The sequence below is a fragment of the Kitasatospora sp. NPDC088391 genome, from assembly GCF_044753345.1.
In the GTDB taxonomy this organism is placed as follows: Bacteria; Actinomycetota; Actinomycetes; order Streptomycetales; family Streptomycetaceae; genus Kitasatospora.
On record NZ_JBIVNB010000007.1, the window covers coordinates 360706 to 382001 of the forward strand.

The following is a 21296-nucleotide window of genomic DNA, read 5'->3' on the forward strand; positions in this document are numbered from 1 at the left end:
GGAGCGGTTCCGCTCCGAGGCCCCTGGTGGTTGCCGATCCGGGGGCATGGGACACTTCCCGCATGCCGTCCCCTACACAGCGCGCGCTGGCCGTGGTCCCGGAGCGCTACCGCCCGTTCCTGGTCAAGCACCGCAAGCTGGTCAAGTTCCTCGTGGTCGGAGGAACGTGCTTCATGCTGACCATGCTGATCAACTTCGCCCTGAAGATGACCGTCCTGGAGAGCAAGCCCGTGGTGGCGCTCACCATCGCGACGGTGATCACCACGGTCGTCTCGTACGTGCTCAACCGCCAGTGGTCGTTCCGCGCGGCCGGCCGCAAGCGGGAGGCCGCGGGCTTCTTCGTGGTCAGCGCCCTGGCGATCGGGGTGAACGACCTCCCGCTGGTGGCCTCCCGGTACCTGTTCGACTTCCGTGAGCCGGACGTCACGCACTTCGCCCAGGAGGTCGCGGACTTCTTCAGCGGCATGATCATCGGCACCCTGCTGGCGATGGCGTTCCGCTTCTGGGCGATGAACCGCTTCGTGTTCACCCAGTTCTCCGACCGGGTGGCCGGCGAGCAGCAGGACCAGGAGCCGGGGCTGGAGCCCGAGCGGGTCTGACCCCCCCCGCCCCCGGTCCGCGCTCACCGCTCGGCCGTCACGTCCCGGAGGGGACGGGGCGGCCGAGTCGCGGTTTCCGGGCCACCGCGGCGAAGGTGACCGCGACGCCGATCACCGCCCAGACCAGCAGGACCATGATCGGGCCCAGCAGGTGGGTGGAGTCCAGGTAGGCGATCGAGCGGGTGGCCGAGGTGCCCGCGCCGTTCGGGATCCACTCGCCGATCGCCCGCCAGAACGCGGGCAGCATCGGCGCCGGGTAGACGCCGCCCGCGCTGGGGTTGCCCAGCACCACGAAGACCAGCACCGCCAGGCCGATGCCGACCACGCCGAACAGGCACTCCATGGCCATCGTGACGGCGCCGACCGAGAACACCACCAGCGCCCCGATGCAGGTGAGGGCGGCGATCGAGCCGGGCAGCGCGTCCAGGATCGGGCCGGTGATCAGCGCGCCGCCCAGGCCGGCCGCGACCGAGTACAGCGCGAGCGTGCCGAGCCGGATCAGCGCCCGACCGGTGTTGGCGGGCCGGGAGCCGGCGCTGATGCCGAGGATCGAGGCGACCAGGTAGCCGCCGACGCACCAGCCGACCACCAGGTAGAAGGAGGACAGGCCCTTGGCGTCGCCGGACGCCAGCGGGATCACGTCGTCCACCACGACGGTGCGGTGCTGGGAGGCGGCCAGCTTGGTGACGATGGTCTCGGCGGCGGTCGAGGCGGCCGGGCCGCGGGCCTCGGCGACCAGCAGCCGGTCCTCGGTGCCGGTCGGGTCGACCACCCAGGCCGCGTAGATCTTCTGGTCCTTGATCAGGGACTCGGCGGTGGCCGCGTCCGGTGCGGTGGAGGCGCGCACCGCGTCGTTCGGCACGGCGTCCAGCGCGCCGACCAGCTTGGGGGCGGTCTCGGGCGGGGCGACCACCGCGATGGACAGCTCGTGCGGCTTCGGCTGGTGCAGGGCACCCACGTACGAGGTGATGAAGCCCAGCTGCAGCAGCAGGACGGCGACGACCAGGAGGAAGGCGCGCGGTGTCACCGCGTCCCTCAGTTCGTCGGCGAATCCTTTCCGCGGCTCTGCCGTGGTGGCCATGGTGGGGCGTCTCCCTCGTCGGTCCGGGCACTGCCTGGCGGGCAGGGCAATGCGGCAATAGGTGTGAAAACGGAAACTTCATATCATGAAACAGTTGCCGCGCGGGGGAGGCGCGCTGCGCGATACTGAGCGCCATGGACGACCCCGTGGGCGAGCGGAACGCCGCCGAGCCGGCCTTCCTCGCGGTCGAGCGCGAGGTGGCGACGCTGTTCCGGCGCAGTCGGACCCGGGCGGCGGAGGTCTCCCGACTGGTCCACCCCGAGCTGGAGGCCGGGGCGTACGTGCTGCTGGCGTTCATCCGGGAGGCCGGGCGGGCCCGGGTGACCGACGTCGGGCTGCACTTCGGGGTGGGCAAGGCGACGGTGAGCCGGCAGATCCGGGCGATCGAGGAGCTGGGGCTGCTGCGGCGGGAGACCGACCCGCTGGACCGGCGGGCCTCGCTGGTGTCGCTGACCGAGGAGGGCGAGCGCCGCTTCGCGGCCGCCCGGGCGGTGCGGATGGGGCGGTTCCGGGACTCGCTGGCGGGCTGGGAGCTCGCCGAGCTGGAGCAGTTCGCCCGGCTGCTGGAGCGGTTCAACGAGCTGACCGAGGGCGTCTGAGGCGCGGGGTCTTTGCCTGGGCTTGAAGAAGGTTGCCTTAGTCAACTATCAGCGTATAGTTGCCTGAGGCAACGAATTCTCGCTCGAAGGACCAGTCGAAGGAAGCGCATGTCGACGCCCGTACCCGCACCGCCCCAGGACCGGATGTCCCACCGCCAAGTGCTCGAAGCCCTCTCGGGACTGCTGCTCGGTCTGTTCGTGGCCGTGCTCTCCTCGACGGTCGTCTCCAACGCACTGCCGCGGATCCTCACCGACCTGCACGGCGGCGAGTCCGCCTACACCTGGATCGTCACCGCCGCGCTGCTCTCGATCACCGCCGCCACCCCGCTCTGGGGCAAGCTCTCCGACCTGGTCAGCAAGAAGCTGCTGGTGCAGATCGCCATGGTGATCTACGTGCTCTCCTCGGCGCTGGCCGGCCTGTCGCAGAGCATCGGCATGCTGATCTTCTGCCGGGTGCTGCAGGGCATCGGCGCGGGCGGCGTGATCGCGCTCGGCCAGATCTGCCTGGCCGCGATGGTCCCGCCGCGCGAACGCGGCCGCTACAGCGGCTACTTCGGTGCCGTCTTCGCACTCGCCACCATCGGCGGCCCGCTGATCGGCGGCGTCATCGTGGACACCCCCTGGCTCGGCTGGCGCTGGTGCTTCTACGTCGGCGTCCCGTTCGCGCTGGTCGCGATCCTGGTGCTGCAGCGCACCCTCAAGCTGCCCGAGGCCCCCGTCCGCAAGCCGAAGATCGACTACCTCGGCGCCACCCTGATCACCGCCTCGGTCAGCCTGCTGATGATCTGGATCTCGCTGGCCGGGAAGAACTACGACTGGGTGTCCTGGCAGACCGCCGCCATGGTGCTCGGCGGCCTCGCGCTGGCCGGGCTGTTCGTCGCCGTCGAGAAGCGCGCCGCCGAACCGCTGATCCCGCTCGACCTGTTCCGGCACCGCACCGTCACGCTCGCCGCGGTGGCCTCCGCCTTCGTCGGCGTCGGCATGTACGGCACCACCACCTTCCTCGGCCAGTACTTCCAGCTCGCCAAGGAGAAGACCCCCACCCAGGCCGGCCTGCTCACCCTGCCGATGATCCTCGGCCTGGCCGCCTCCTCCACCGTGGCCGGCAAGCTGATCACCAAGTACGGCAAGTGGAAGGGCTACCTGGTCGGCGGCACCGCGCTGCTCGCCGTCGGCCTCGGCCTGCTGGGCACCGCCCGCGCCGACAGCCCCTACCCGCTGCTCGCCCTCTACATGGCGGTGGCCGGCGTCGGCCTCGGCCTGACCAGCCAGAACCTGGTGCTGGCGGTGCAGAACACCGTCCCGCGCCACGAACTCGGCGCGGCCAGTTCGACCGTCACCTTCTTCCGCACCATGGGCGGCGCGATGGGCGTCTCCGCGCTCGGCGCGCTGCTCGGCCACAGGGTCGCCTCGTACACCGCCGAGAACTTCGCCAAGGCCGGCCTGCCCGCCGCCGGGGCGGGCGGCGACGGCATCCCCGACCTGAAGAAGCTGCCCGCGCAGGTCGTCCCGCTGATCACCGACGCGTTCGGGCACGGCGTCGGCACCGTCTTCCTGATCGCCGCCCCGTTCGCGGCGGTGGGCTTCCTGCTGGTGCTGTTCATCCGCGAGGTGCCGCTGCGCACCGCGCAGGACGCGCCCGTCGCCCCGGCGGCCGAGAAGGCCCCCGCCGCGGTCCGGTAGCCCGCGGCGCGTACGACGAAGGCCCCCGCCGCACCGGCGGGGGCCTTCGTCGTACGCGTGCCGGGGGTGCTACTTCGAGGCGATCAGCGAGATGCCGTACAGCACCGCCGCCGCGCAGGCCGCGAAGCAGACGCCCGCGGCGACCAGGGCGGGGACGCCCCGGCCGCCGGTGCCCGCCGCGACGGCGGCCTCCCGGCGGGAGAGGGCGAGGTTGCCCAGGGCGAAGACGACCACCACCGCGAGGGTGACGAGCAGGCTGACGCCCGCGGTCTCGGCCAGTGCGGCCCACTTGATGTTCATGGCGGACGTCCTCTCAGGCCGCGATGGTGGTGGCGGGGGCGGTCGGGCCGGCCGTGACCGGGACCTCGACCTGGGTGGGCTGGTTGACGTTGTCCGCGTGCACCGGCTGGCGGCGGGAGATCAGCCACATCGAGCCCGCGCCCAGCACCAGCGCCAGGCCGACCAGCGCCACGCCCCAGTCGCCCTTGTCGGCGACGAAGGCGGCCGCGCCGGAGACCACCGCGGCGGCCGGCAGGGTCAGGCCCCAGGTGTAGGCCATCCGCCGGACCATGCCCCAGCGCAGCTTGCCGGACGGGCCGCCGAGGCCGGCGCCCATGATGCCGCCGGAGCAGACCTGGGTGGTGGACAGGCCGTAGCCCATGTGCGAGGAGGTCAGGATCACGGCCGCGGCCGCGGTCTCCGAGGCGAAGCCCTGCGGCGGCCGGATGTCGGCCAGGCCCGATCCCATCGAGCGGATGATCCGCCAGCCGCCCATGTAGGTGCCCAGCGCGATCGCCAGACCGGCGCTGACGATCACCCAGGTCGGCGGGCCGTCGCCCTTGTGCAGCTGGCCGGCCGAGATCAGGGTCAGCGTGATGATGCCCATCGTCTTCTGGGCGTCGTTGGTGCCGTGCGCCAGCGAGATCAGCGACGAGGAGAAGATCTGCCCGCGGCGGAAGCCCTTCTCGGTGCTCGCCTTCGGCGCGCCGCCGGTGATCAGGTACGCCAGCTTGGTCGCGCCCCAGGAGGCCAGGCCCGCGATGATCGGCGAGGCCACCGCCGGGATCAGGATCTTCGAGACCACGGTGGTGAAGTTGACGCCGTGCATCCCGACGCCGACCACGGTGGCGCCGATCAGGCCGCCGTACAGCGCGTGCGAGGAGGACGAGGGCAGGCCCTTGAGCCAGGTCAGCAGGTTCCACAGGATCGCGCCGACCAGGGCGGCGAAGATGATCGAGGGCTGCAGCCCGGACTTCTCGTTGACCAGGCCGCCCGAGATGGTGGTGGCGACCTTGACGGAGAGGAAGGCCCCGGCGAAGTTCAGCACCGCCGCGATCGCGACGGCGACCTTGGGCTTGAGCGCGCCGGTGGCGATGGAGGTGGCCATCGCGTTGGCGGTGTCGTGGAAGCCGTTCGTGAAGTCGAAGGCGAGCGCCGTGATGATCACAACGGCCACCAGGAACGTGATGTGTTCCATACCCAAACAATCGTCGAAGTGGTCGGACTGACGTTGCTGTCCTCGGTGACGGTAGGAAGCCTCGGTGAACGGGAGGTTAACTCGACACGGAGTCGCGGTTCCGTTCGTGGCCCGGGAGTTGCCGGAGCGTTGATTCCACGTGCCCGTGGCACCCCGGGTGAGAGGGGTGTCACACCCCGGACCGATGAGAATTCACCGGGCGGCCGGTAAAGCACCTGCCGCTGGAGCCCCCTCCCGTGGCAGGATCGACCGATCGCCGACGGACAATCAGGGGAGGGCCGGTCGATGGGGGCTGGGCAGCGCACGGAGTCGACGGGGCTGCGGCCGTGGGTGCGCGCCGCGCTGCGCTGCGGAGCGGTGCTGGCCGCCGCCGCGCTCACCCTGCCGTTCGCCACCGCCGCGTACGCGGCCCCCGAACCGGGCGCGCTGATCGGCATCTCCGCCGGGGCCGACCCGCTGGCCGACGCCAAGCGCACCCTCGGGCCGCTGCTCAAGCAGGTCCACGACCTGTACCAGCAGGCCGAGACCGCCACCGAGCAGTACAACGGCACCGTCGCCCGGCTCGCCGAGCAGCAGGCCACCGTCCAGGACCTCAACGCCCGCGCCGACCGGCAGCAGGACGCCGTCGAGACCGGCAGCAACCTGGCCGCGCAGCTCGCCGCCGCGCAGTACCGCAACAACCAGATCTCCGGCTACGCCGACCTGCTGCTGGCCGACGACCCCTACGAGGCGGTCGTCATCGCCCAGCTGCTGGACTCCGCCGGGCGCTCGCAGAAGGCGTTCCTGGACCGGCTCAAGGCCGACCGGGACACCCTCGCCGCGCTCCGGCTGGCCGCGCAGCAGGCCGTCGACGAGTCGAAGACGCTCGCCACCCAGCAGGAGACCGCGAAGAACGACGTCGCCAAGAAGCTGCAGGAGGTCGAGCAGCTGGTCGGCTCGCTGACCGGCGCCCAGCGCGGCGAACTGGAGGAGCTGGAGAAGGCCGAGGCCAACGAGGCCCAGCTCGCCTTCCTGGCCTCCGGCGCGCTCGGCAAGGGCGAGCGCACCCCCTCCGTGCAGGGCCGCAAGGCCGTCGCCTGGGCGCTCCAGCAACTCGGCAAGGACTACGTCTGGGGCGGTTCCGGGCCGGACGTCTTCGACTGCTCCGGGCTCACCTCGCAGGCCTGGCTGCACGCCGGGCGGGCGATCCCGCGCACCAGCCAGGAGCAGTGGGCCCAGCTCAAGCACGTCCCGCTGAACCAGATCCGGCCCGGCGACCTGATCGTCTACTACGTGGGCGCGACCCACATCGGGATGTACATCGGCGGCGGCCTCATCGTGCAGGCGCCGCGCACCGGCGACGTGGTCAAGGTCTCGCAGATCGGGGCGATGCCGATCCTGGGCGCGGTGCGCCCGGACGGGGACGACGCGGCGGACGACGCGGGCGGTGCGTGGAAGGTGCCGGACGTGCAGATCGGCGCGGTGCGGATCGCCCCGGCGAAGCCTTCGACGCTGCCGACCCCGCCGGCGCCTCCCGCGCCGGGGACGCCGACTCCCGGGACGCCGACTCCGGGGACGCCCGACCCGAGCACGCCCGCGCCTTCGACGCCCGCGCCCTCGACGCCGGGGACGACCGTGCCGAGCACGCCTGCGCCGAGCACGCAGCCGAGCGGGTCGGGGACGCCGTCCGGTTCCGGGGCGCCTTCGGGGGCGGGGTCGGCGAGTGCGGCGGGCTCCAAGGTGCCGTCGCCGTCGGGGAGTTAGCGGGGCCGGGGTGGAGGGCGGCCCGACCCGGGGCGGCCCTCCGTGCCCCGTCGGCCGCCCGCGTGGTCGGCGCCGCCGTTCCCCGGGCCCCTAGCGGGGCGTCTGCGGTTCGAGGCGGACGACGACCGCCTTGGAGGTGGGGGTGTTGCTGATGTCGGCGGTGGAGTCGAGCGGGACCAGGACGTTGGTCTCGGGGTAGTAGGCGGCGGCGCCGCCGCGGGCGACGGGGTAGTGGACGACCCGGAAGCGGGGGGCGCGGCGTTCGGCGCCGTCGGCCCATTCGCCGACCAGGTCGACGTACTGGCCGTCGGCGAGGCCGAGTTCGGTGGCGTCGGCGGGGTTGACCAGGACGACGCGGCGGCCGCCGGTGATGCCGCGGTAGCGGTCGTCCAGGCCGTAGATCGTGGTGTTGTACTGGTCGTGCGAGCGCAGGGTCTGCAGCAGCAGGCGGCCGGGCGGGACCTCGGGGGCGGTCAGCGGGTTGACGGTGAAGTTGGCCTTCCCGGTGGCGGTGGGGAAGGTCCGGCTGTCGCGCGGGGCGTGCGGGAGGGCGAAGCCGCCGGGGCGGCGGACCCGGGTGTTGTAGTCGTCGAAGCCGGGGACGACGCGGGCGATGCGTTCGCGGACCCGGTCGTAGTCGAGGGCGAACTCCTCCCAGGGGGTGGGGTCCTGGGGGCCGAGGGCGGCGCGGGCCAGCCGGGCGACGATCGCGACCTCGGAGAGCAGGTCGGGGGCGGGCGGGCGGAGGCCGCCGCGGGAGGCGTGCACCATGCCCATCGAGTCCTCGACGCTGACGAACTGCGGCCCGGCGGCGGTGCGGTCCAGGTCGGTGCGGCCGAGGGTGGGCAGGATCAGGGCACGGGCGCCGGTGACCAGGTGCGAGCGGTTGAGCTTGGTGGAGACGTGCACGGTGAGGCGGCAGTTGCGCATCGCCGCCTCGGTGGTGTCGGTGTCGGGGCTCGCCGAGACGAAGTTGCCGCCCATCGCGAAGAACACCTTGACCCGGCCGTCCCGCATGGCCCGGATGGTGTCCACGGTGTCGTGGCCGTGCGCGCGCGGCGGCTCGAAGGCGAACTCCTTGCCGAGGGCGTCCAGGAAGGCGGCGGAGGGGCGTTCGAAGATGCCCATGGTGCGGTCGCCCTGGACGTTGCTGTGGCCGCGGACGGGGCAGACGCCGGCGCCCGGGCGGCCCACGTTGCCGCGCAGCAGCAGGAAGTTGACCACCTCGCGGATGGTGGGGACGGAGTGCTTGTGCTGGGTGAGGCCCATCGCCCAGCAGACGATGATCTTCGGCGAGCCGAGCACCAGCCGGTGCAGCTCCTCGATCTGCTCCCAGGGCAGGCCGGTGGCGCGCAGCACGGCCGCCCGGTCGAGCTCGGCGGCCTCGGCGGCGAACTCCTGGTAGCCCGCGCAGTGTTCGGCGACGAACGCCTCGTCGACCGCGCCCGGGGTGGTGAGCAGCAGGTGGTTGAGGGCGCGGAACAGGGCGAGGTCGCCGCCGAGCCGGATCTGCAGGAACAGGTCGGTGAGCTTCGTGCCGCCGCCGACCAGGCCGCGCGGGGTCTGCGGGTTCTTGAAGCGCTCCAGCCCGGCCTCGGGCAGCGGGTTGACGCTGACGATCTTCGCGCCGGCCCGCTTGGCGCGCTCCAGGGCGGAGAGCATCCGGGGGTGGTTGGTGCCGGGGTTCTGGCCCGCGACGATGATCAGGTCGGCCTGGTACAGGTCCTTGAGCGAGACGCTGCCCTTGCCGACGCCGAGGGTCTCGGTGAGGGCCGAACCCGAGGACTCGTGGCACATGTTGGAGCAGTCCGGCAGGTTGTTGGTGCCGAGCCGGCGGGCGAACAGCTGGTAGGCGAAGGCGGCCTCGTTGGAGGTGCGGCCCGAGGTGTAGAAGGCGGCCTCGTCCGGGGAGCCGAGCGCGGTCAGCTCCTCGGCGATCAGCGCGAAGGCGTCGTCCCAGCCGATCGGCGCGTAGTGGGCGGCGCCCTCGTCGAGCAGCATCGGGGTGGTGAGCCGGCCCTGCTGGCCGAGCCAGTAGCCGGAGCGGTCGGCGAGTTCGGCGACCGGGTGCGCGGCGAAGAAGGCCGGGGTGACCCGGCGTTCGGTGGCCTCCTCGGCGACCGCCTTGGCGCCGTTCTCGCAGAACTCGGCGAGGTGCGGCTTGTCCGGCTCGGGCCAGGCGCAGCCGGGGCAGTCGAAGCCGCCGGGCTGGTTGACCTTGCGCAGGGTGGCGAGCACCCGGCCGGGCGACATCTGCTCGGACGCCATCCGCAGGGTGTGGCCGATCGCGGGGAGTCCGGCGGCGGCGTGGGCCGGCGGGGCGACGTGCGGCGCGTCCTGGGCGGGGTCGCGGTGCGGGGGCTGCTTGGCCATGGCGGACTCTCCGGAGGGCTCGGGGTGATGGGAGCGTATCCGGTGCGGGCGGGGGTGTCGTGCGGCGGCGTCCCGGCCGGTCCGGGGCGGGACCGGCCGGGACGGCGGCCCGGGTCAGACCTCCTTCTGAAGCTCCGTCAGGAGCCTTCGGGCGACGGCGTCGTTCTGCTTGAAGGACGGGGCGTCGGTGCGCGGGCGGGCGAAGGCGGCGGGGGCGCGGGTGGTGGTGGGAGCGCCGAGGGCGGTGCGCCGGGGGTGCGGGAGGCCGTCGAGGGCGGGGTCGAGGACCCGGGCGTCGGGGTCGGTGCGGAGCAGGCCGGAGTGGTAGCGGTGGCCGTCGGGGTCGGTGAGGCGCTCCTCGGCGATCCGGCCGTCGCGCAGGAGCTGGCGCAGCAGCGGGTCGGCGGTGCGGTCGAGGACGTGCCGGGGCAGGAAGGCGTCCACCAGGGCGGTGCCGTGCACCTCGTGGCCGGGCAAGGCGGGGGAGGAGGCGCGGAAGGTGCCGTGCTCCTCGTCGAGGTCGACCCGGGTGTCGGGGCCGAGGAAGTGCAGCAGTCCGGCCTCGGAGAGGGCGAGCAGCTGTTCGAGCCGGAAGCCGGGCGGGCCGGAGGCGTAGAAGGAGAAGAAGCCGGTCCACCAGCCGTCGAGTTCGGCGGCGGTGGAGCGGGCGGTGAGCGGGTGCTCGGGGAGCAGCCGGATCAGCTGGACGTAGAGCGAGAGCAGGGCGAAGAAGGCGCCGAGGTCGGCGCTGTGCCGCAGGTCGGAGCGGCGGGCCAGGTCGGCGCGCAGGTGGGCGTGCAGGTGCCGGCGGAGCTCCTCGGGGCTGCCGACCCGCAGGCCGGTGAGCGGGCGGTCCAGGCGTTCCAGGTCGAGCCGGTCCGCGGGGTCGGGGACGGCGGCGGCGACCAGCTCCTCGCGCTCCGGGCTGTACCAGTCGTGCCGGTCGTAGTCGGCCAGGAACCCGGACCAGGGCAGCGCGGTGCGCTCGGGGTGGCCATGGAACAGTTCGTGGTAGTAGCCGTAGCCGATCTCCTTGGCCATCGCGGGCCACAGGTCGCGGCGGAACTCCAGCGGCCCGTCAGGGAGTTCGAGGTCGGGTCCGAAGTAGCGGGGGAGTGCCGGGGGCGGGCCCTGGAGCCGGTAGCCGGTCTTGGCGTGGTACGGGACGCCGCGCCGGGAGCCGGCGTGCAGCACGGGTTCGCGGCCGGAGGGGTGGTAGCGCAGGCCGCCGCCGGGCAGCGGGGTGAAGCGGCCGCCGCGGCCCTCGGTGAGCATCGCGACCAGGTCGACGAAGGCCAGGCCGAGGCCGCGGACCACCACGTGCTCGCCCGGGGCGAGGCCGGACAGGTCGGAGTCGGCGGTGAAGGCGGGCGGCAGGTAGCGGCGGCCGTGCCGGGCGGCGAAGGCCCGGGCCTCGGCGGTCTCGGGGCCGGGGGCGGCGTCGAGGTGGCCGAGGGCGAGCACCACCCGGTCGGCGAGCAGCACGGTGTCGGCGAGGTGGACGCGCTGCGGCCCGTCCGGCTCGCCGGTGATCCGCAGGACGGTGCCCTGGTGGACGAACAGCCGTATGTTGTCCGGCAGTTCGGAGACCGAGCGGTGGAACACCCAGTCCAGGTAGGCGCTCTGGGCGCGCCGGGTGGGGAAGTCGGTGGCGGCCAGGGCGCGCAGTTCGCGGTCGACCTCGGGGTCGTCCACCGGCAGGTGCGGCGGGAAGGCGGCCGGGTCGGCGGCCCACTCGGCGAGCGAGGGGCCGGGGCGGACCGGGCCGTCCATGGTGGTGCGCTCGTCGGTGAACATGGTGACGTCCTCGGCCATCGAGTTCATCCGCAGCAGCGGGGACTGCTCGTGCCGCCAGATCCGCCCGCCGCCGGGCGGGTGCGGGTCGACCAGGTGGACGTCCAATGCGACGCCGGGGGCGAGCAGTTCGGGAGCGTTGGCGGCGATCCGCTCCAGCAGGCCGGTGCCGCGCGGCCCGGCTCCGACCACGACCAGGACGGGCATCGCGGTCACCGCCCGGTCGCGGTGCGGACGGCGGCCCGGGCGCGCTGCCAGGGGGTGGGCGGCGGGCCCTCGCGGCCGGCGCCGCGGGCGAAGTGCCGCTCCAGGTAGTACTGGCCGACCGAGAGCAGGCTGGTCACCGCCACGTACCAGAGGGTGGCGACGGTCAGCAGCGGGATCACCTGGTACGTCTGGTTGTAGATCAACTGGGCCGAGAACAGCAGGTCGTGGACGGCCAGCACGCTGATCACCGAGGTGCCCTTGAGGGTGCCGATCAGCATGTTCCCGGCGGGCGGCAGGATCGCCCGCATGGCCTGCGGCAGCACGATCCGGCGCAGCAGCCGGCCGCGGCCGAGGCCGAGCGAGGCGGCGGCCTCCAGTTGGCCCTGGTCGACCGAGAGGACGCCGGAGCGGACCACCTCGGCGGCGAACGCGGCCTCGTGCAGGGTCAGGCCGATGACGGCGGTGAGCGCCGGGCCGAGCAGGTTGACGGTCTTCAGTTCGAACAGCTCGCCGCCGAGCGGCAGGCTCAGCGACAGGGTCGGCCAGAGCGCCCCGATGTTGAACCAGAACAGCAGCTGGACCAGCAGCGGGGTGGCCCGGAAGATCCAGACGAATCCCCAACTCAGGCTCTGCAGAACCGGATTGCCGGAGAGCCGGGCCACCGCGAGAACGGTGCCGAGCAGGAAGCCGAGGGCGGTCACCGCGGCGGTCATCCAGAGCGTCAGCAGCAGGCCGCGCAGGATCGAGGCGGAGGTCAGGTACTGGCCGACCACCGTCCACTCGAAGGCCGGGTTGGCGGCCAGCGCGCGCACCAGCAGCACGGCGGCGAGCAGCGCCAGGCCGCCGCTGACGTACCGCCAGGGGCGGCGGCGCGGCACGATCGGCAGCGCGGACAGCGGACGGTCGGGGACGGCCGGAGTGACCGGGGCGGCCGGAGTGGTCGGGGTGACCGGGACGGCCGGGGTGGTCGCGGGCGGGTCGGCGGCGGTCTTCGGCGCGGGCAGGACGCCGGGCGACGGGACGGCGGGCGAGGCCATTGAGGGCTCCATGGGGCGGCGGGGCAGGCGGTGGCCGCATGCCGTCACTCACGCGCGCCGCGTCCCTCAACGCGGCTGGGTCCGAAGGCTGTTGGGCCCCGGACCCGGGCAGTACTCGCTCCGCTCCGATCGTACGCGGGCGCGGGCGGCGGGTGTCAAGGACGCCGGTGTGACGTCGGTGTTTCGTCCTGCGGGGAAAGGTTGACGGACTCTCGGCGGCACTGTTCAACTGTTCGACATGACAGCCGAGCAGCCCGCCCTTGTGACGCGCGGCCACATCGACTTCGGTCGGGTGTGGTCCGCAGCGTGTTGCGGCTGACCCGGCAGCGGGCCGCCTGACCGGCCCTTTCCTCCCCCGGGAGTCCTCCCTCGGTCGCCCCGTCGCGGGCCGGGAACCCGCCTGCCCAGGCGGACGAACAGGCCCACGCTGCCGCCTCTTCCCACCCTCCAGCTCCGCTCCCGCCGGCGCCCCGTCACGCGCCGACCCGCCGGTCCGCCCCGGGCCGTTCCACCGCACCCGTCACCGCGCCGAGGGCCGCCTCGGGCTGCCCGGGCGCGGCCCGGCCCCGGGCCCCTCCCGTCCGGGGACACCCGCTCACCACTGGCACGGCCGCCCCGCCGGCCGGAAAGGCACCGCCCCGATGAAGCGTCACCTCCCCGTCGCCCTGGCCACCGCCGCCGTCCTGGCGCTGGCCGGCTGCGGCTCCGACCCGGCCGCCGGGGCCAAGGCCGCACCGGTCGGCATCCAGCCGGGCCAGGACGTGCTGTCGGGCGTGCGGAAGAACGAGGCCGCCGCCGCCCTGCTGCCCCCCGAGGTCCGCGCCGCGGGCAGCATCAAGCTCGGCGGCGCGGTCGGCACCCCGCCCGGCGCCTACTACCCCGAGGGCAAGCGCGAACTCGCCGGACTGGACGTCGACCTGGTCGACGCCGTGGCCAAGGTGCTCGGCATCACCGTGCAGCGCGAGGACGCCGCGTTCGAGACCATCCTGCCCGCGCTCGGCAGCGGCAAGTACGACGTCGGCACCGGCAACTTCGGCGTCACCGCGGCCCGGCTGAAGACCATCGACTTCGTCACCTACATCGACGACGGCCAGGGCTTCGCGGTCCGCGCGGACAACACGGCGCTGAACACCGTCACCGACCTCACCCAGCTCTGCGGCCTGACCATCGGCACCGGCGCGGGCACCACCTTCGAGGCCACCCTGAACGCCAAGAAGGACGTCTGCGCGCAGGCCGGGAAGAAGCCGTACGAGGTGAAGGTGTTCGCCGAGAACGGCGCCGTGGTCACCGGCCTCCAGCAGGGCCGCCTCGACGTGGTGATGTCCACCATCAACGGCCTGCGCTACCAGGCCGCCCAGCCGAGCTCGAAGACCCGGTTCGTCGGCGAGTTCCACCGGCTCGACGTGGGCTTCGCGTTCAAGAAGGGCTCCGCGCTCACCCCCGCCTTCCAGGCCGCCGTCAACCAGCTGATCAAGGACGGCAGCTACCGGCAGATCCTGGCCAAGTGGGGCACCGCCGACTCGGCGATCACCGAGTCCCTGATCAGCCCGCCCGAGCACCCCTGAGCCGACCGCGACCCCCGGAGCCCCCGATGAGCACCACCCTGACCCGGCGACAACCCGCCACCGCCGACGAGCAGTTGACCATCGTCCCGCACCGCCGCCCGTGGCGGCCGCTGGCCGGCCTGGCCGCGCTGGTGCTGGTCGCCCAGTTCGCCCACGGCCTGGCCGTCAACCCCGGCTGGGACTGGCCGACCTTCCGCGCCTTCGTGTTCTCCGACAGCATCCTGCGCGCCGTCGGCGTCACCCTCCAACTCACCGCCTACGGAACGGTGCTGGGCTTCGCGCTGGGCGCGGTGGTCGCCGCCCTGCGGCTGTCCGGCAGCGCGGTCCTGCGCACCGTCGCCTGGACGTACGTGTGGGCGTTCCGCTCGATCCCGCTGATCGTCCAGCTGGTGTTCTGGTTCAACCTGGCCTACCTGTACAAGCGGATCGGGATCGGCATCCCGTTCGGCCCGAGCTTCGTCTCCTTCGGCACCATGGACCTGCTCGGCGCGCTCGGCGCGGCCGTGCTCGGCCTGGCCCTGCACCAGGCCGCGTACGCCGCCGAGATCATCCGCGGCGGGGTGCTGGCGGTGGACGCCGGACAACTGGAGGCCGCCGCCGCGCTCGGCATCCCGAAGTTCCGGCAGGCCTGGCGGATCGTGCTGCCGCAGGCCATGCGGGGCATCCTGCCGAACGCCGCCAACGAGGTGATCTCGCTGTTCAAGGGCACCTCGATCGTCTACGTGATGGCGATCGGCGAACTCTTCTACCAGGTCCAGGTGATCTACGGCCGGACCGGCCGGGTGGTGCCGCTGCTGCTGGTCGCCACCGTCTGGTACGTGCTGCTGACCACCGCGCTCTCCGCCGTCCAGTACTGGGTCGAGCGCTACTTCGCCCGGGGCAGCGCCCGGCACCTCCCGCCCACCCCCTGGCAGCGCCTGCGCGCCGCCGTCACCGAGATCCAGGAGAGGCGAGCATGAGCGCCACCGGCACCGCGATGGTCGAAGTACGCGGCGTGCACAAGAGGTTCGGCCGGCTGGAGGTGCTGCGCGGCATCGACCTGGACGTCCGCGAGGGCACCGTCACGGTGGTGCTCGGTCCGTCCGGCTCCGGCAAGTCCACCCTGCTGCGGGCGGTCAACCACCTGGAGAAGCTCGACCGGGGGTACGTCCGGGTGGACGGCGAACTGATCGGCTACAAGCGGACCGGCGACAAGCTGCGCGAACTGCCCGAACGCGCGGTGCTCAAGCAGCGCACCCGGCTCGGCTTCGTGTTCCAGAACTTCAACCTGTTCCCGCACCTGACCGTGCTGGAGAACCTGGTGGAGGCCCCGGTCGGCGCGCTCGGCGTGCCGAAGGCCGAGGCCCGGGCCCGCGCCCTCGACCTGCTGGCCCGGGTCGGCCTCGCCGACAAGGCGGACGAGTACCCGCGCCGGCTCTCCGGCGGCCAGCAGCAGCGGGTCGCCATCGCCCGGGCGCTCGCCCTGGAGCCCAAGGTGCTGCTGTTCGACGAGCCGACCTCCGCGCTCGACCCCGAACTGGTCGGCGAGGTGCTCGACGTGATCAAGGACCTGGCCCGGGCCGGCACCACCATGATCGTCGTCACCCACGAGATCGGCTTCGCCCGCGAGGTCGCCGACACCGTGGTCTTCATGGACGGCGGCGTGGTGGTCGAGCAGGGCCCGCCCGCCCAGGTGCTGGACGCCCCGCAGCACGAACGGACCCGGGCCTTCCTGGCCAAGGTCCTCTGAACTTCCGTCCACAGCAAAGGAACCCCGTCACCATGGCCCTGACCCGCCGCGCCCTCCTCCCGGCCGCCGCCGCCCTCGCCGCCACCCTGCTGCTCGCCGCCTGCGGCTCCGGCGGGAACGCCGCCGCCGAGCTCGGCGGCAGCAAGGGCAGCACCGCCCCGAACGGCGCCACGATCAACCTGACGCCCCAGCAGAACCGGGTGAGCACGCCCAAAGTCGACGCGATCGCGGCACTCGTCCCGGACGAGGTCCGCCGAAGAGGCACCCTCCGGGTGGCCGCCAGCGTCGGCTCCGTCCCGCCGCTCGGCTTCTACGCCACCGACGACAGGACCGTGATCGGCACCGAGCCCGACATCGCGTACCTGATCGGCGACGTGCTCGGCCTGAAGGTCGAACTCGACCCGGTCTCCTGGGAGAACGTCTTCGTCGGCCTGGACAGCGGCAAGTACGACGCGGGCATCACCAACGTCACCGTCACCGAGGCCCGCAAGGAGAAGTACGACTTCGCCACCTACCGGCTCGACATCCTCGGCTTCGAGGCCAAGAAGGGCGGCAGCTGGAAGGTCAAGGGCCCCGCCGACGTCGCCGGGCACACCATCGGCGTCTCCTCCGGCACCAACCAGGAGAAGCTGCTGCTCGCCTGGAACGACCAGAACGTCAAGGCCGGGCTCAAGCCGGTCGACGTGAAGTACTACCAGAACGCCTCCGACTACTACCTCGCCCTCGGCTCCGGCCGGATCGACGCCTGGCTCGGCCCCAACCCGTCCGGCGCCTTCCACGCCGCGCAGACCGGCGAGACCGAGATCATCGGCACCTACTCCGGGGCCGGCGACACCGTGCTCGGCAAGATCGCCGCCACCACCAAGAAGGACAACGGCCTGGTCAAGGCGCTGAACGGGGCCGTCAACGAGGTGATCAAGAACGGCACGTACGGCCAGGTGCTCAAGCGCTGGGGCCTGGACAACGAGGCCGTGCCGACCTCCGAGATCAACCCGCCCGGCCTGCCCAGGACCAACTGACCCGGCGGCGAAGCCCGCTGGAGCGCATCCCTCACCAGCCGTGCGGGATGCGCTCCAGCACGCCGCCCGCGAACACGTCGTACAGCGGCAGCGGCTCCAGGTGCACATAGCCGATGTGGCAGTCGCACTCGCCCAACGGGCAGACCCGGGGCCGCAGTTGCGCCCGGTACGAGTCGTCGTACAGGTTGCCCAGCGGCGGCCGGACGAAGTGGCAGCGGCGCACCGTGCCGTCCCCGTCCACCGAGACCACGCTCTCCCCGGTCCGGCACGGCAGGCCCGCGCTGCGGTGCGGGTGCCGGCTGTAGCCGAACAGCGGGTCCAGCTCCGTCCACTCCGCCGCCTCGGCGTCGGTGTACGTCAGCCCGTCCGCCGCGTTCACCCACAGGTAGACCGGCTCCGGGAGGGCCGCCCGCAGCCGCCGGGCCGCCGCCAGGTGCTCCGGCTGCCCGACCACGCCGACGCTGAACCGGACGCCCAGCGCGGTGAGTTCGGCGCACTTGGCGAGGAAGCGCCGCTCCGTCACCTGCCCCGGGTGGTACGTCACCCAGAGCGCCAGCTTCGACCGGTCCGCCTCCGCCAGCCAGCCCGTCCGGCAGCTCGCGTTGGTCTGGATCGCCACCCGGTCCAGGTGCGGCAGCCGGCTCAGCTCCACCATCGCCCGCCGGTACCAGCTGCGCACCAGCCCCTCGCCCCACGGCGTGAACAGCACCGACAGCCGCCCGTGCCGGTACTCCGCCGCCCAGGCGGTGAACCGCTCCAGCGCGGCCCGGTCGGCGCGCAGCAGCTCCGGGGTGTCCCGCCGCTTGGCGAACGGGCAGTACGGGCAGTCGTAGTCGCAGGAGGACAGCGGCCCCCGGTACAGGATCGTCAGTTCGCTCATCGCGGCGCGTACTCCGCCATCCGCTCCCGCACGCCCGCCGAGAACAGCCGCGGGCCGATCGCGTCCGACCAGGCCAGGCCCTCCGGGCTGAGCAGCAGCCGCCCGTCCGCGTCCTCGGCCAGCCAGCCGCGCTCGGCGAAGCCGCCCAGCTCGGCCGGGAAGTCCTGGTGCGGGGAGGAGCCGAAGCGCGCCCGGTAGCCGGCCAGGTCCACGCCCTCGCCCTGCAGCAGCGACTGCACCAGGTGGCGGCGGCGGGTCTCCTCGTCCGTCATCTCCCAGCCCAGCTCGGCCCGGGAGAAGTCCGGTGCCGCCACGTAGTCGTCGATGATCCGGCGCACCTCGCGGGCGTCCACCGCGTAGTCGAAGGAGTAGTGCAGCTTCGAGGTGTACGAGCGGGCCCCGCAGCCCAGCCCCACCATGCCGTCGGTCTGGCAGGCGTACTCGCCCGCGCTCGCCCGCGCCGCCCCCGCCCGGCGGAACATCCGCATCGACACCTGCTCGTACCCCTCGGCCAGCAGGTGGTCGCGGCCCGCCCGGTACAGCGCCAGGCGCTGCGCGTCCCACTCCGGGGACGGGCCGTCGGCGGAGTGCCGGCCCAGCCCGGTCAGCGGGCGGACGTACAGCGGGTACAGGTACAGCTCCTCCGGCCGCCAACTCAGGGCCGCGTCCAGCGACTTCACCCAGCTGGCGGCGGTCTGGCCCTCGATGCCGTAGATCAGGTCGATGTTCAGCACCGGGAACCCGGCGTCCCGGACCCGGCCCAGCGCGGCCTCCACCGCCGCCCGCTTCTGCGGCCGCACCGCGGCCCGGGCCTCCCCGTCCAGGAACGACTGCACGCCCAGGCTCAGCCGGGTCGTCCCGCGCTCCACCAGTACCCGCAGCCGGTCGGCCGTCGCGGTGTCCGGCGACGCCTCGACCGAGAGCGGGATCGCCCGCAGGTCCGCCCCCATCGTCGACTCGGCGATGTCGCACAGCCGTTCCAGCTCGGCCGCGGTCAGGTAGGTCGGCGTCCCGCCGCCGAACGCCGCCAGCGCGAACCGGGCGTCCGCCGCCAGCGCCGCCCGGACCTGGCCCGCCTGCCGCTCCAGCGCGTCCAGGTACGCCGTGGTCAGCCCCTCCGGGCTGCCGATCCGGGTGAACAGGTTGCAGAACCCGCAGCGCACCTCGCAGAACGGCACGTGCAGGTACAGCGAGAGCGCGTCCTGCTTCTCCCCGCGCCACAGCCCGGCCAGCGCGGGCCGCTCCGGCAGCGGCCGGTACGCCGTCTTGTGCGGGTACGCGTAGACGTAACTCTGGTACGGCGACTCGGTGCTCACGGCGTCCACGGTGTTCATCGGCTCTCCGGCCTGCTCGTCGGAAGGGTGCTGGTCCTCGGGAGGACGAAGTGCGCGTACGGCACGGTCCACACCACCTCGTGCCCGATCCGGTGCCCCACGTACCCGTCCTCGCCGTACGCCGTCCCGTGGTCCGAGCAGACGATCGCGAAGCACGGGCGGCGGGCGCTCATCACCGCGAACAGCCGCCCCAGGTGCGCGTCCACGTACTCCAGCGCCGCCGCGTGCGAGGCCCGGCTGTCACCGTCCGCGCGGGTCGCGCCTGGCAGGTGGAACCAGTTCGGCTGGTGCAGCGCCGAGACGTTGACGAACAGGAACAGCGGCTGCTCGGGCCGCTGCTCGGCGGCGACCCGCTCTGCCACCGCCACCTGCGACTCGAACGAGGTCGGCGACGGCACCCCCAGCTCCGGTGCCCAGTGGCTCTCCTGGAACAGCCCCGGCAGGACCGACCCCAGCGGCCCCTGCTTGTTGAAGAACCCCACCCCGCCGACGCACACCGTCCGGTAGCCCTCCGCCGCGAGCGCCGTCGGCAGGTCCGGGGCGTCGAACACCCAGGTCCGCGACTCGGTGGTCTCCGAACCGGCGAAGCGCGCCGCGAACAGCCGCGGATGCGGACCGTCCGGCGAGGCCGGCGTGGGCAGGAACCCCGCCAGGATCGCCTGGTGCGCGGCGTACGTGAAACTCCCCGGCGAGTGCCGCCGCTCCCACCCGCCCGCGGGCAGCACCTTCGCCAGGTTCGGCAGCCGGCCGGCCTCGAACAGCTCGGCGGCGACGTCGAAGCGGAGGGTGTCGAGGGTGACCAGGAGGAGATCGTGCGAGCCGACGATCCCGTTCATGTCGGGTATCTGATGCTGCATCAACTTGCTTTCTGAGCGCTCGGGAACAATCGGGGGAGCCCCGTCAGGGGCCCGGGGAACGGCGGGGCCGAGAGGCTCGGGGCCGGGGCACAGTGGGGCGCCACGGGGCTTTCGCCGAGGACCTTCGGCCCGCAACGGGGTGGCGCTTCGCGGCCCGTCGGTCACCCGCCCCTCGGCACCGCCGTTCCCCGGGCCCCTGGAGCTTCGCTCCCGGCGGGCCCCGGGGGTGTGGCCTGCCGGGCCAGCAGGTGGGCGATCTGGGCGCCGTAGGTGTCGAGGCCCGGGGTCGGGCCCTCGGGGAGGCCGGGGAGGTTGGGGAGCAGGTCGCCGAAGGCGTTGACCTCGCCGACCAGGGCGCGTTGCCAGCGGGAGACCGGGAGCAGGTCGACGCCGACCATGGGGGAGCGGGGGAAGCAGCGGGCCGCGGCCTCCGCCGTGGCGAGCAGGTCGGGCCAGGCGGGGCCCGCCGCCGCCCGGGCGGCGGCCAGGTCGCCGCGGGCGCCGCCGAGGTGGAGGTTGGTCATCGGGTGGGCACTGGTGCGGACCACCGCGTGGGTGGCCCGGCCGCCGACCACCACCACGCGCAGGTCGGCCGCCCGGCCGTCCTGCCCGGACTTGGGCACCCACTGCTCGACGTGCAGGCCCTCGGGGGCGAGCCGGTCGACGAGTTCGGCGACCTCCGTCCCGGAACGGTAGCGGCGCACCGCCAGCGAGTTGTGCAGGCCCTCGGGGGTGAGCTCCACCGAGGTGGTGGCCTGGACCCGGCCGCGCGGGCCGAACTCCAGGGCCACCACGCCGGACGCGGAGGAGCCGTGCGCCGGCTTCAGGAACACCCGGCGCATCCCGGCGGCCCGCAGCCGGTCCCGCAACTCCTCGAAGGAGGACGGGAGTCCGCCGGGCAGCGCGCCCGGCACCGGCACCCCGGCGGCGGTCAGCGCCGCGTGGGTGCGCCGCTTGTCGAACATCACGCCGATCTCGCCGGGGTCGCCGAGCAGCCGGACGCCGGGCCGGGCGGCCAGGTCGCGCAGCGCGGCGAGCAGCCCCGCGTACCAGGCGGGGCCGCCCTCGACCCGGGTCGGCGCGTAGCCGTCGCCCAGCGCGGGGCCGCGCAGCAGCCGGTCGGCCTCCGGGTCCTCGCCGGGCGAGTCGATCCGGACCACCGCCCCGGGCGGCAGTTCGTACCGTCCGCGCAGCACGGCGGACCAGGGCAGCACGGCGGGCTCCGGCAGTCCGGCGGCCCGGGCCGCGGCGGCGAACAGGGCGGCCCTGCGGTGCCCGGGACAGCCCAGGACGACCAGCGGTGGCGGCGTCAACTCGGC

At 73.4% G+C, this 21296-nt stretch carries 18 protein-coding genes; 8 read left to right on the top strand and 10 right to left on the bottom strand.

Going from position 1 to position 21296, the window contains the following annotated elements:
- Positions 1-62 precede the first annotated feature (62 nt).
- Positions 63-599: a GtrA family protein gene (locus tag ACIQBJ_RS22875; RefSeq protein WP_400713472.1), complete on the top strand. Its 537-nt coding sequence runs from the start codon at positions 63-65 to the stop codon at positions 597-599.
- Between the two features lie 37 nt (positions 600-636).
- Here ACIQBJ_RS22875 and ACIQBJ_RS22880 read toward each other — a convergent pair whose 3' ends face one another.
- Positions 637-1680 (bottom strand): DUF3533 domain-containing protein, encoded by a 1044-nt coding sequence (locus ACIQBJ_RS22880; RefSeq protein WP_400713475.1) that lies wholly within the window; start codon positions 1678-1680, stop codon positions 637-639.
- 134 nt (positions 1681-1814) lie between these two features.
- Between ACIQBJ_RS22880 and ACIQBJ_RS22885 the strand changes: the two genes are divergently transcribed.
- Positions 1815-2279: a MarR family winged helix-turn-helix transcriptional regulator gene (locus ACIQBJ_RS22885; RefSeq protein WP_400713478.1), complete on the top strand. Its 465-nt coding sequence runs from the start codon at positions 1815-1817 to the stop codon at positions 2277-2279.
- Positions 2280-2387: 108 nt separating this feature from the next.
- Complete coding sequence (locus ACIQBJ_RS22890; protein WP_400713481.1) at positions 2388-3962, top strand: MDR family MFS transporter; 1575 nt, start codon at positions 2388-2390, stop codon at positions 3960-3962.
- 69 nt (positions 3963-4031) lie between these two features.
- Here ACIQBJ_RS22890 and ACIQBJ_RS22895 read toward each other — a convergent pair whose 3' ends face one another.
- Both ACIQBJ_RS22895 and ACIQBJ_RS22900 read right to left on the bottom strand, forming a co-directional pair.
- Entirely contained in the window at positions 4032-4262 is a 231-nt protein-coding gene (locus ACIQBJ_RS22895; RefSeq protein ID WP_400713484.1) for a hypothetical protein, read from the bottom strand.
- Between the two features lie 13 nt (positions 4263-4275).
- Positions 4276-5439, bottom strand: a complete 1164-nt coding sequence (locus ACIQBJ_RS22900; protein WP_400713487.1) for an anion permease — start codon at positions 5437-5439, stop codon at positions 4276-4278.
- 285 nt (positions 5440-5724) lie between these two features.
- On the opposite strand from ACIQBJ_RS22900, the gene ACIQBJ_RS22905 reads away from it, so the two are divergent.
- Entirely contained in the window at positions 5725-7182 is a 1458-nt protein-coding gene (locus ACIQBJ_RS22905) for a C40 family peptidase (RefSeq protein ID WP_400713490.1), read from the top strand.
- 90 nt (positions 7183-7272) lie between these two features.
- Here the strand turns inward: ACIQBJ_RS22905 and ACIQBJ_RS22910 are convergent, their stop codons facing one another.
- The 3 genes from ACIQBJ_RS22910 to ACIQBJ_RS22920 form a co-directional block, all read right to left on the bottom strand.
- Entirely contained in the window at positions 7273-9555 is a 2283-nt protein-coding gene (locus tag ACIQBJ_RS22910) for an FdhF/YdeP family oxidoreductase (RefSeq protein WP_400713493.1), read from the bottom strand.
- Positions 9556-9669: 114 nt separating this feature from the next.
- Positions 9670-11556 carry an FAD/NAD(P)-binding protein gene (locus ACIQBJ_RS22915; RefSeq protein WP_400713496.1) on the bottom strand — a complete coding sequence of 629 codons (1887 nt, stop codon included), beginning with the start codon at positions 11554-11556 and terminating at the stop codon, positions 9670-9672.
- A 5-nt stretch (positions 11557-11561) separates the two neighbouring features.
- The gene (locus ACIQBJ_RS22920; protein WP_400713499.1) at positions 11562-12593 is read right to left on the bottom strand and encodes an ABC transporter permease subunit; all 1032 of its coding nucleotides are present in this window, start codon (positions 12591-12593) and stop codon (positions 11562-11564) included.
- Positions 12594-13234: 641 nt separating this feature from the next.
- Between ACIQBJ_RS22920 and ACIQBJ_RS22925 the strand changes: the two genes are divergently transcribed.
- Genes ACIQBJ_RS22925 through ACIQBJ_RS22940 form a run of 4 tightly spaced genes read left to right on the top strand, consistent with a single transcriptional unit; the run spans position 13235 to position 16906 of the window.
- Positions 13235-14158, top strand: a complete 924-nt coding sequence (locus tag ACIQBJ_RS22925; protein WP_400713502.1) for an ABC transporter substrate-binding protein — start codon at positions 13235-13237, stop codon at positions 14156-14158.
- 26 nt (positions 14159-14184) lie between these two features.
- On the top strand, positions 14185-15117 hold the full coding sequence (locus ACIQBJ_RS22930) for an amino acid ABC transporter permease (RefSeq protein WP_400713505.1): 933 nt from the start codon (positions 14185-14187) through the stop codon (positions 15115-15117).
- On the top strand, positions 15114-15887 hold the full coding sequence (locus tag ACIQBJ_RS22935; protein ID WP_400713508.1) for an amino acid ABC transporter ATP-binding protein: 774 nt from the start codon (positions 15114-15116) through the stop codon (positions 15885-15887). Before ACIQBJ_RS22930 ends, ACIQBJ_RS22935 begins: the two co-directional genes overlap by 4 nt.
- Positions 15888-15919: 32 nt before the next feature.
- Positions 15920-16906 (top strand): ABC transporter substrate-binding protein, encoded by a 987-nt coding sequence (locus ACIQBJ_RS22940; protein WP_400713511.1) that lies wholly within the window; start codon positions 15920-15922, stop codon positions 16904-16906.
- A 31-nt stretch (positions 16907-16937) separates the two neighbouring features.
- Here the strand turns inward: ACIQBJ_RS22940 and ACIQBJ_RS22945 are convergent, their stop codons facing one another.
- The 4 genes from ACIQBJ_RS22945 to ACIQBJ_RS22960 all read right to left on the bottom strand — a co-directional run bounded on the left by ACIQBJ_RS22945 (position 16938) and on the right by ACIQBJ_RS22960 (position 21290).
- Positions 16938-17786: an STM4011 family radical SAM protein gene (locus tag ACIQBJ_RS22945; protein ID WP_400713514.1), complete on the bottom strand. Its 849-nt coding sequence runs from the start codon at positions 17784-17786 to the stop codon at positions 16938-16940.
- Complete coding sequence (locus ACIQBJ_RS22950; RefSeq protein WP_400713517.1) at positions 17783-19120, bottom strand: STM4012 family radical SAM protein; 1338 nt, start codon at positions 19118-19120, stop codon at positions 17783-17785. Before ACIQBJ_RS22950 ends, ACIQBJ_RS22945 begins: the two co-directional genes overlap by 4 nt.
- Positions 19117-19956, bottom strand: coding sequence for an STM4013/SEN3800 family hydrolase (locus ACIQBJ_RS22955; RefSeq protein WP_400713616.1), 840 nt, complete (start codon positions 19954-19956; stop codon positions 19117-19119). The genes ACIQBJ_RS22950 and ACIQBJ_RS22955 overlap by 4 nt, the downstream gene beginning before the upstream one ends.
- A gap of 182 nt (positions 19957-20138) precedes the next feature.
- On the bottom strand, positions 20139-21290 hold the full coding sequence (locus ACIQBJ_RS22960; RefSeq protein WP_400713520.1) for an STM4014 family protein: 1152 nt from the start codon (positions 21288-21290) through the stop codon (positions 20139-20141).
- Positions 21291-21296 lie beyond the last annotated feature (6 nt).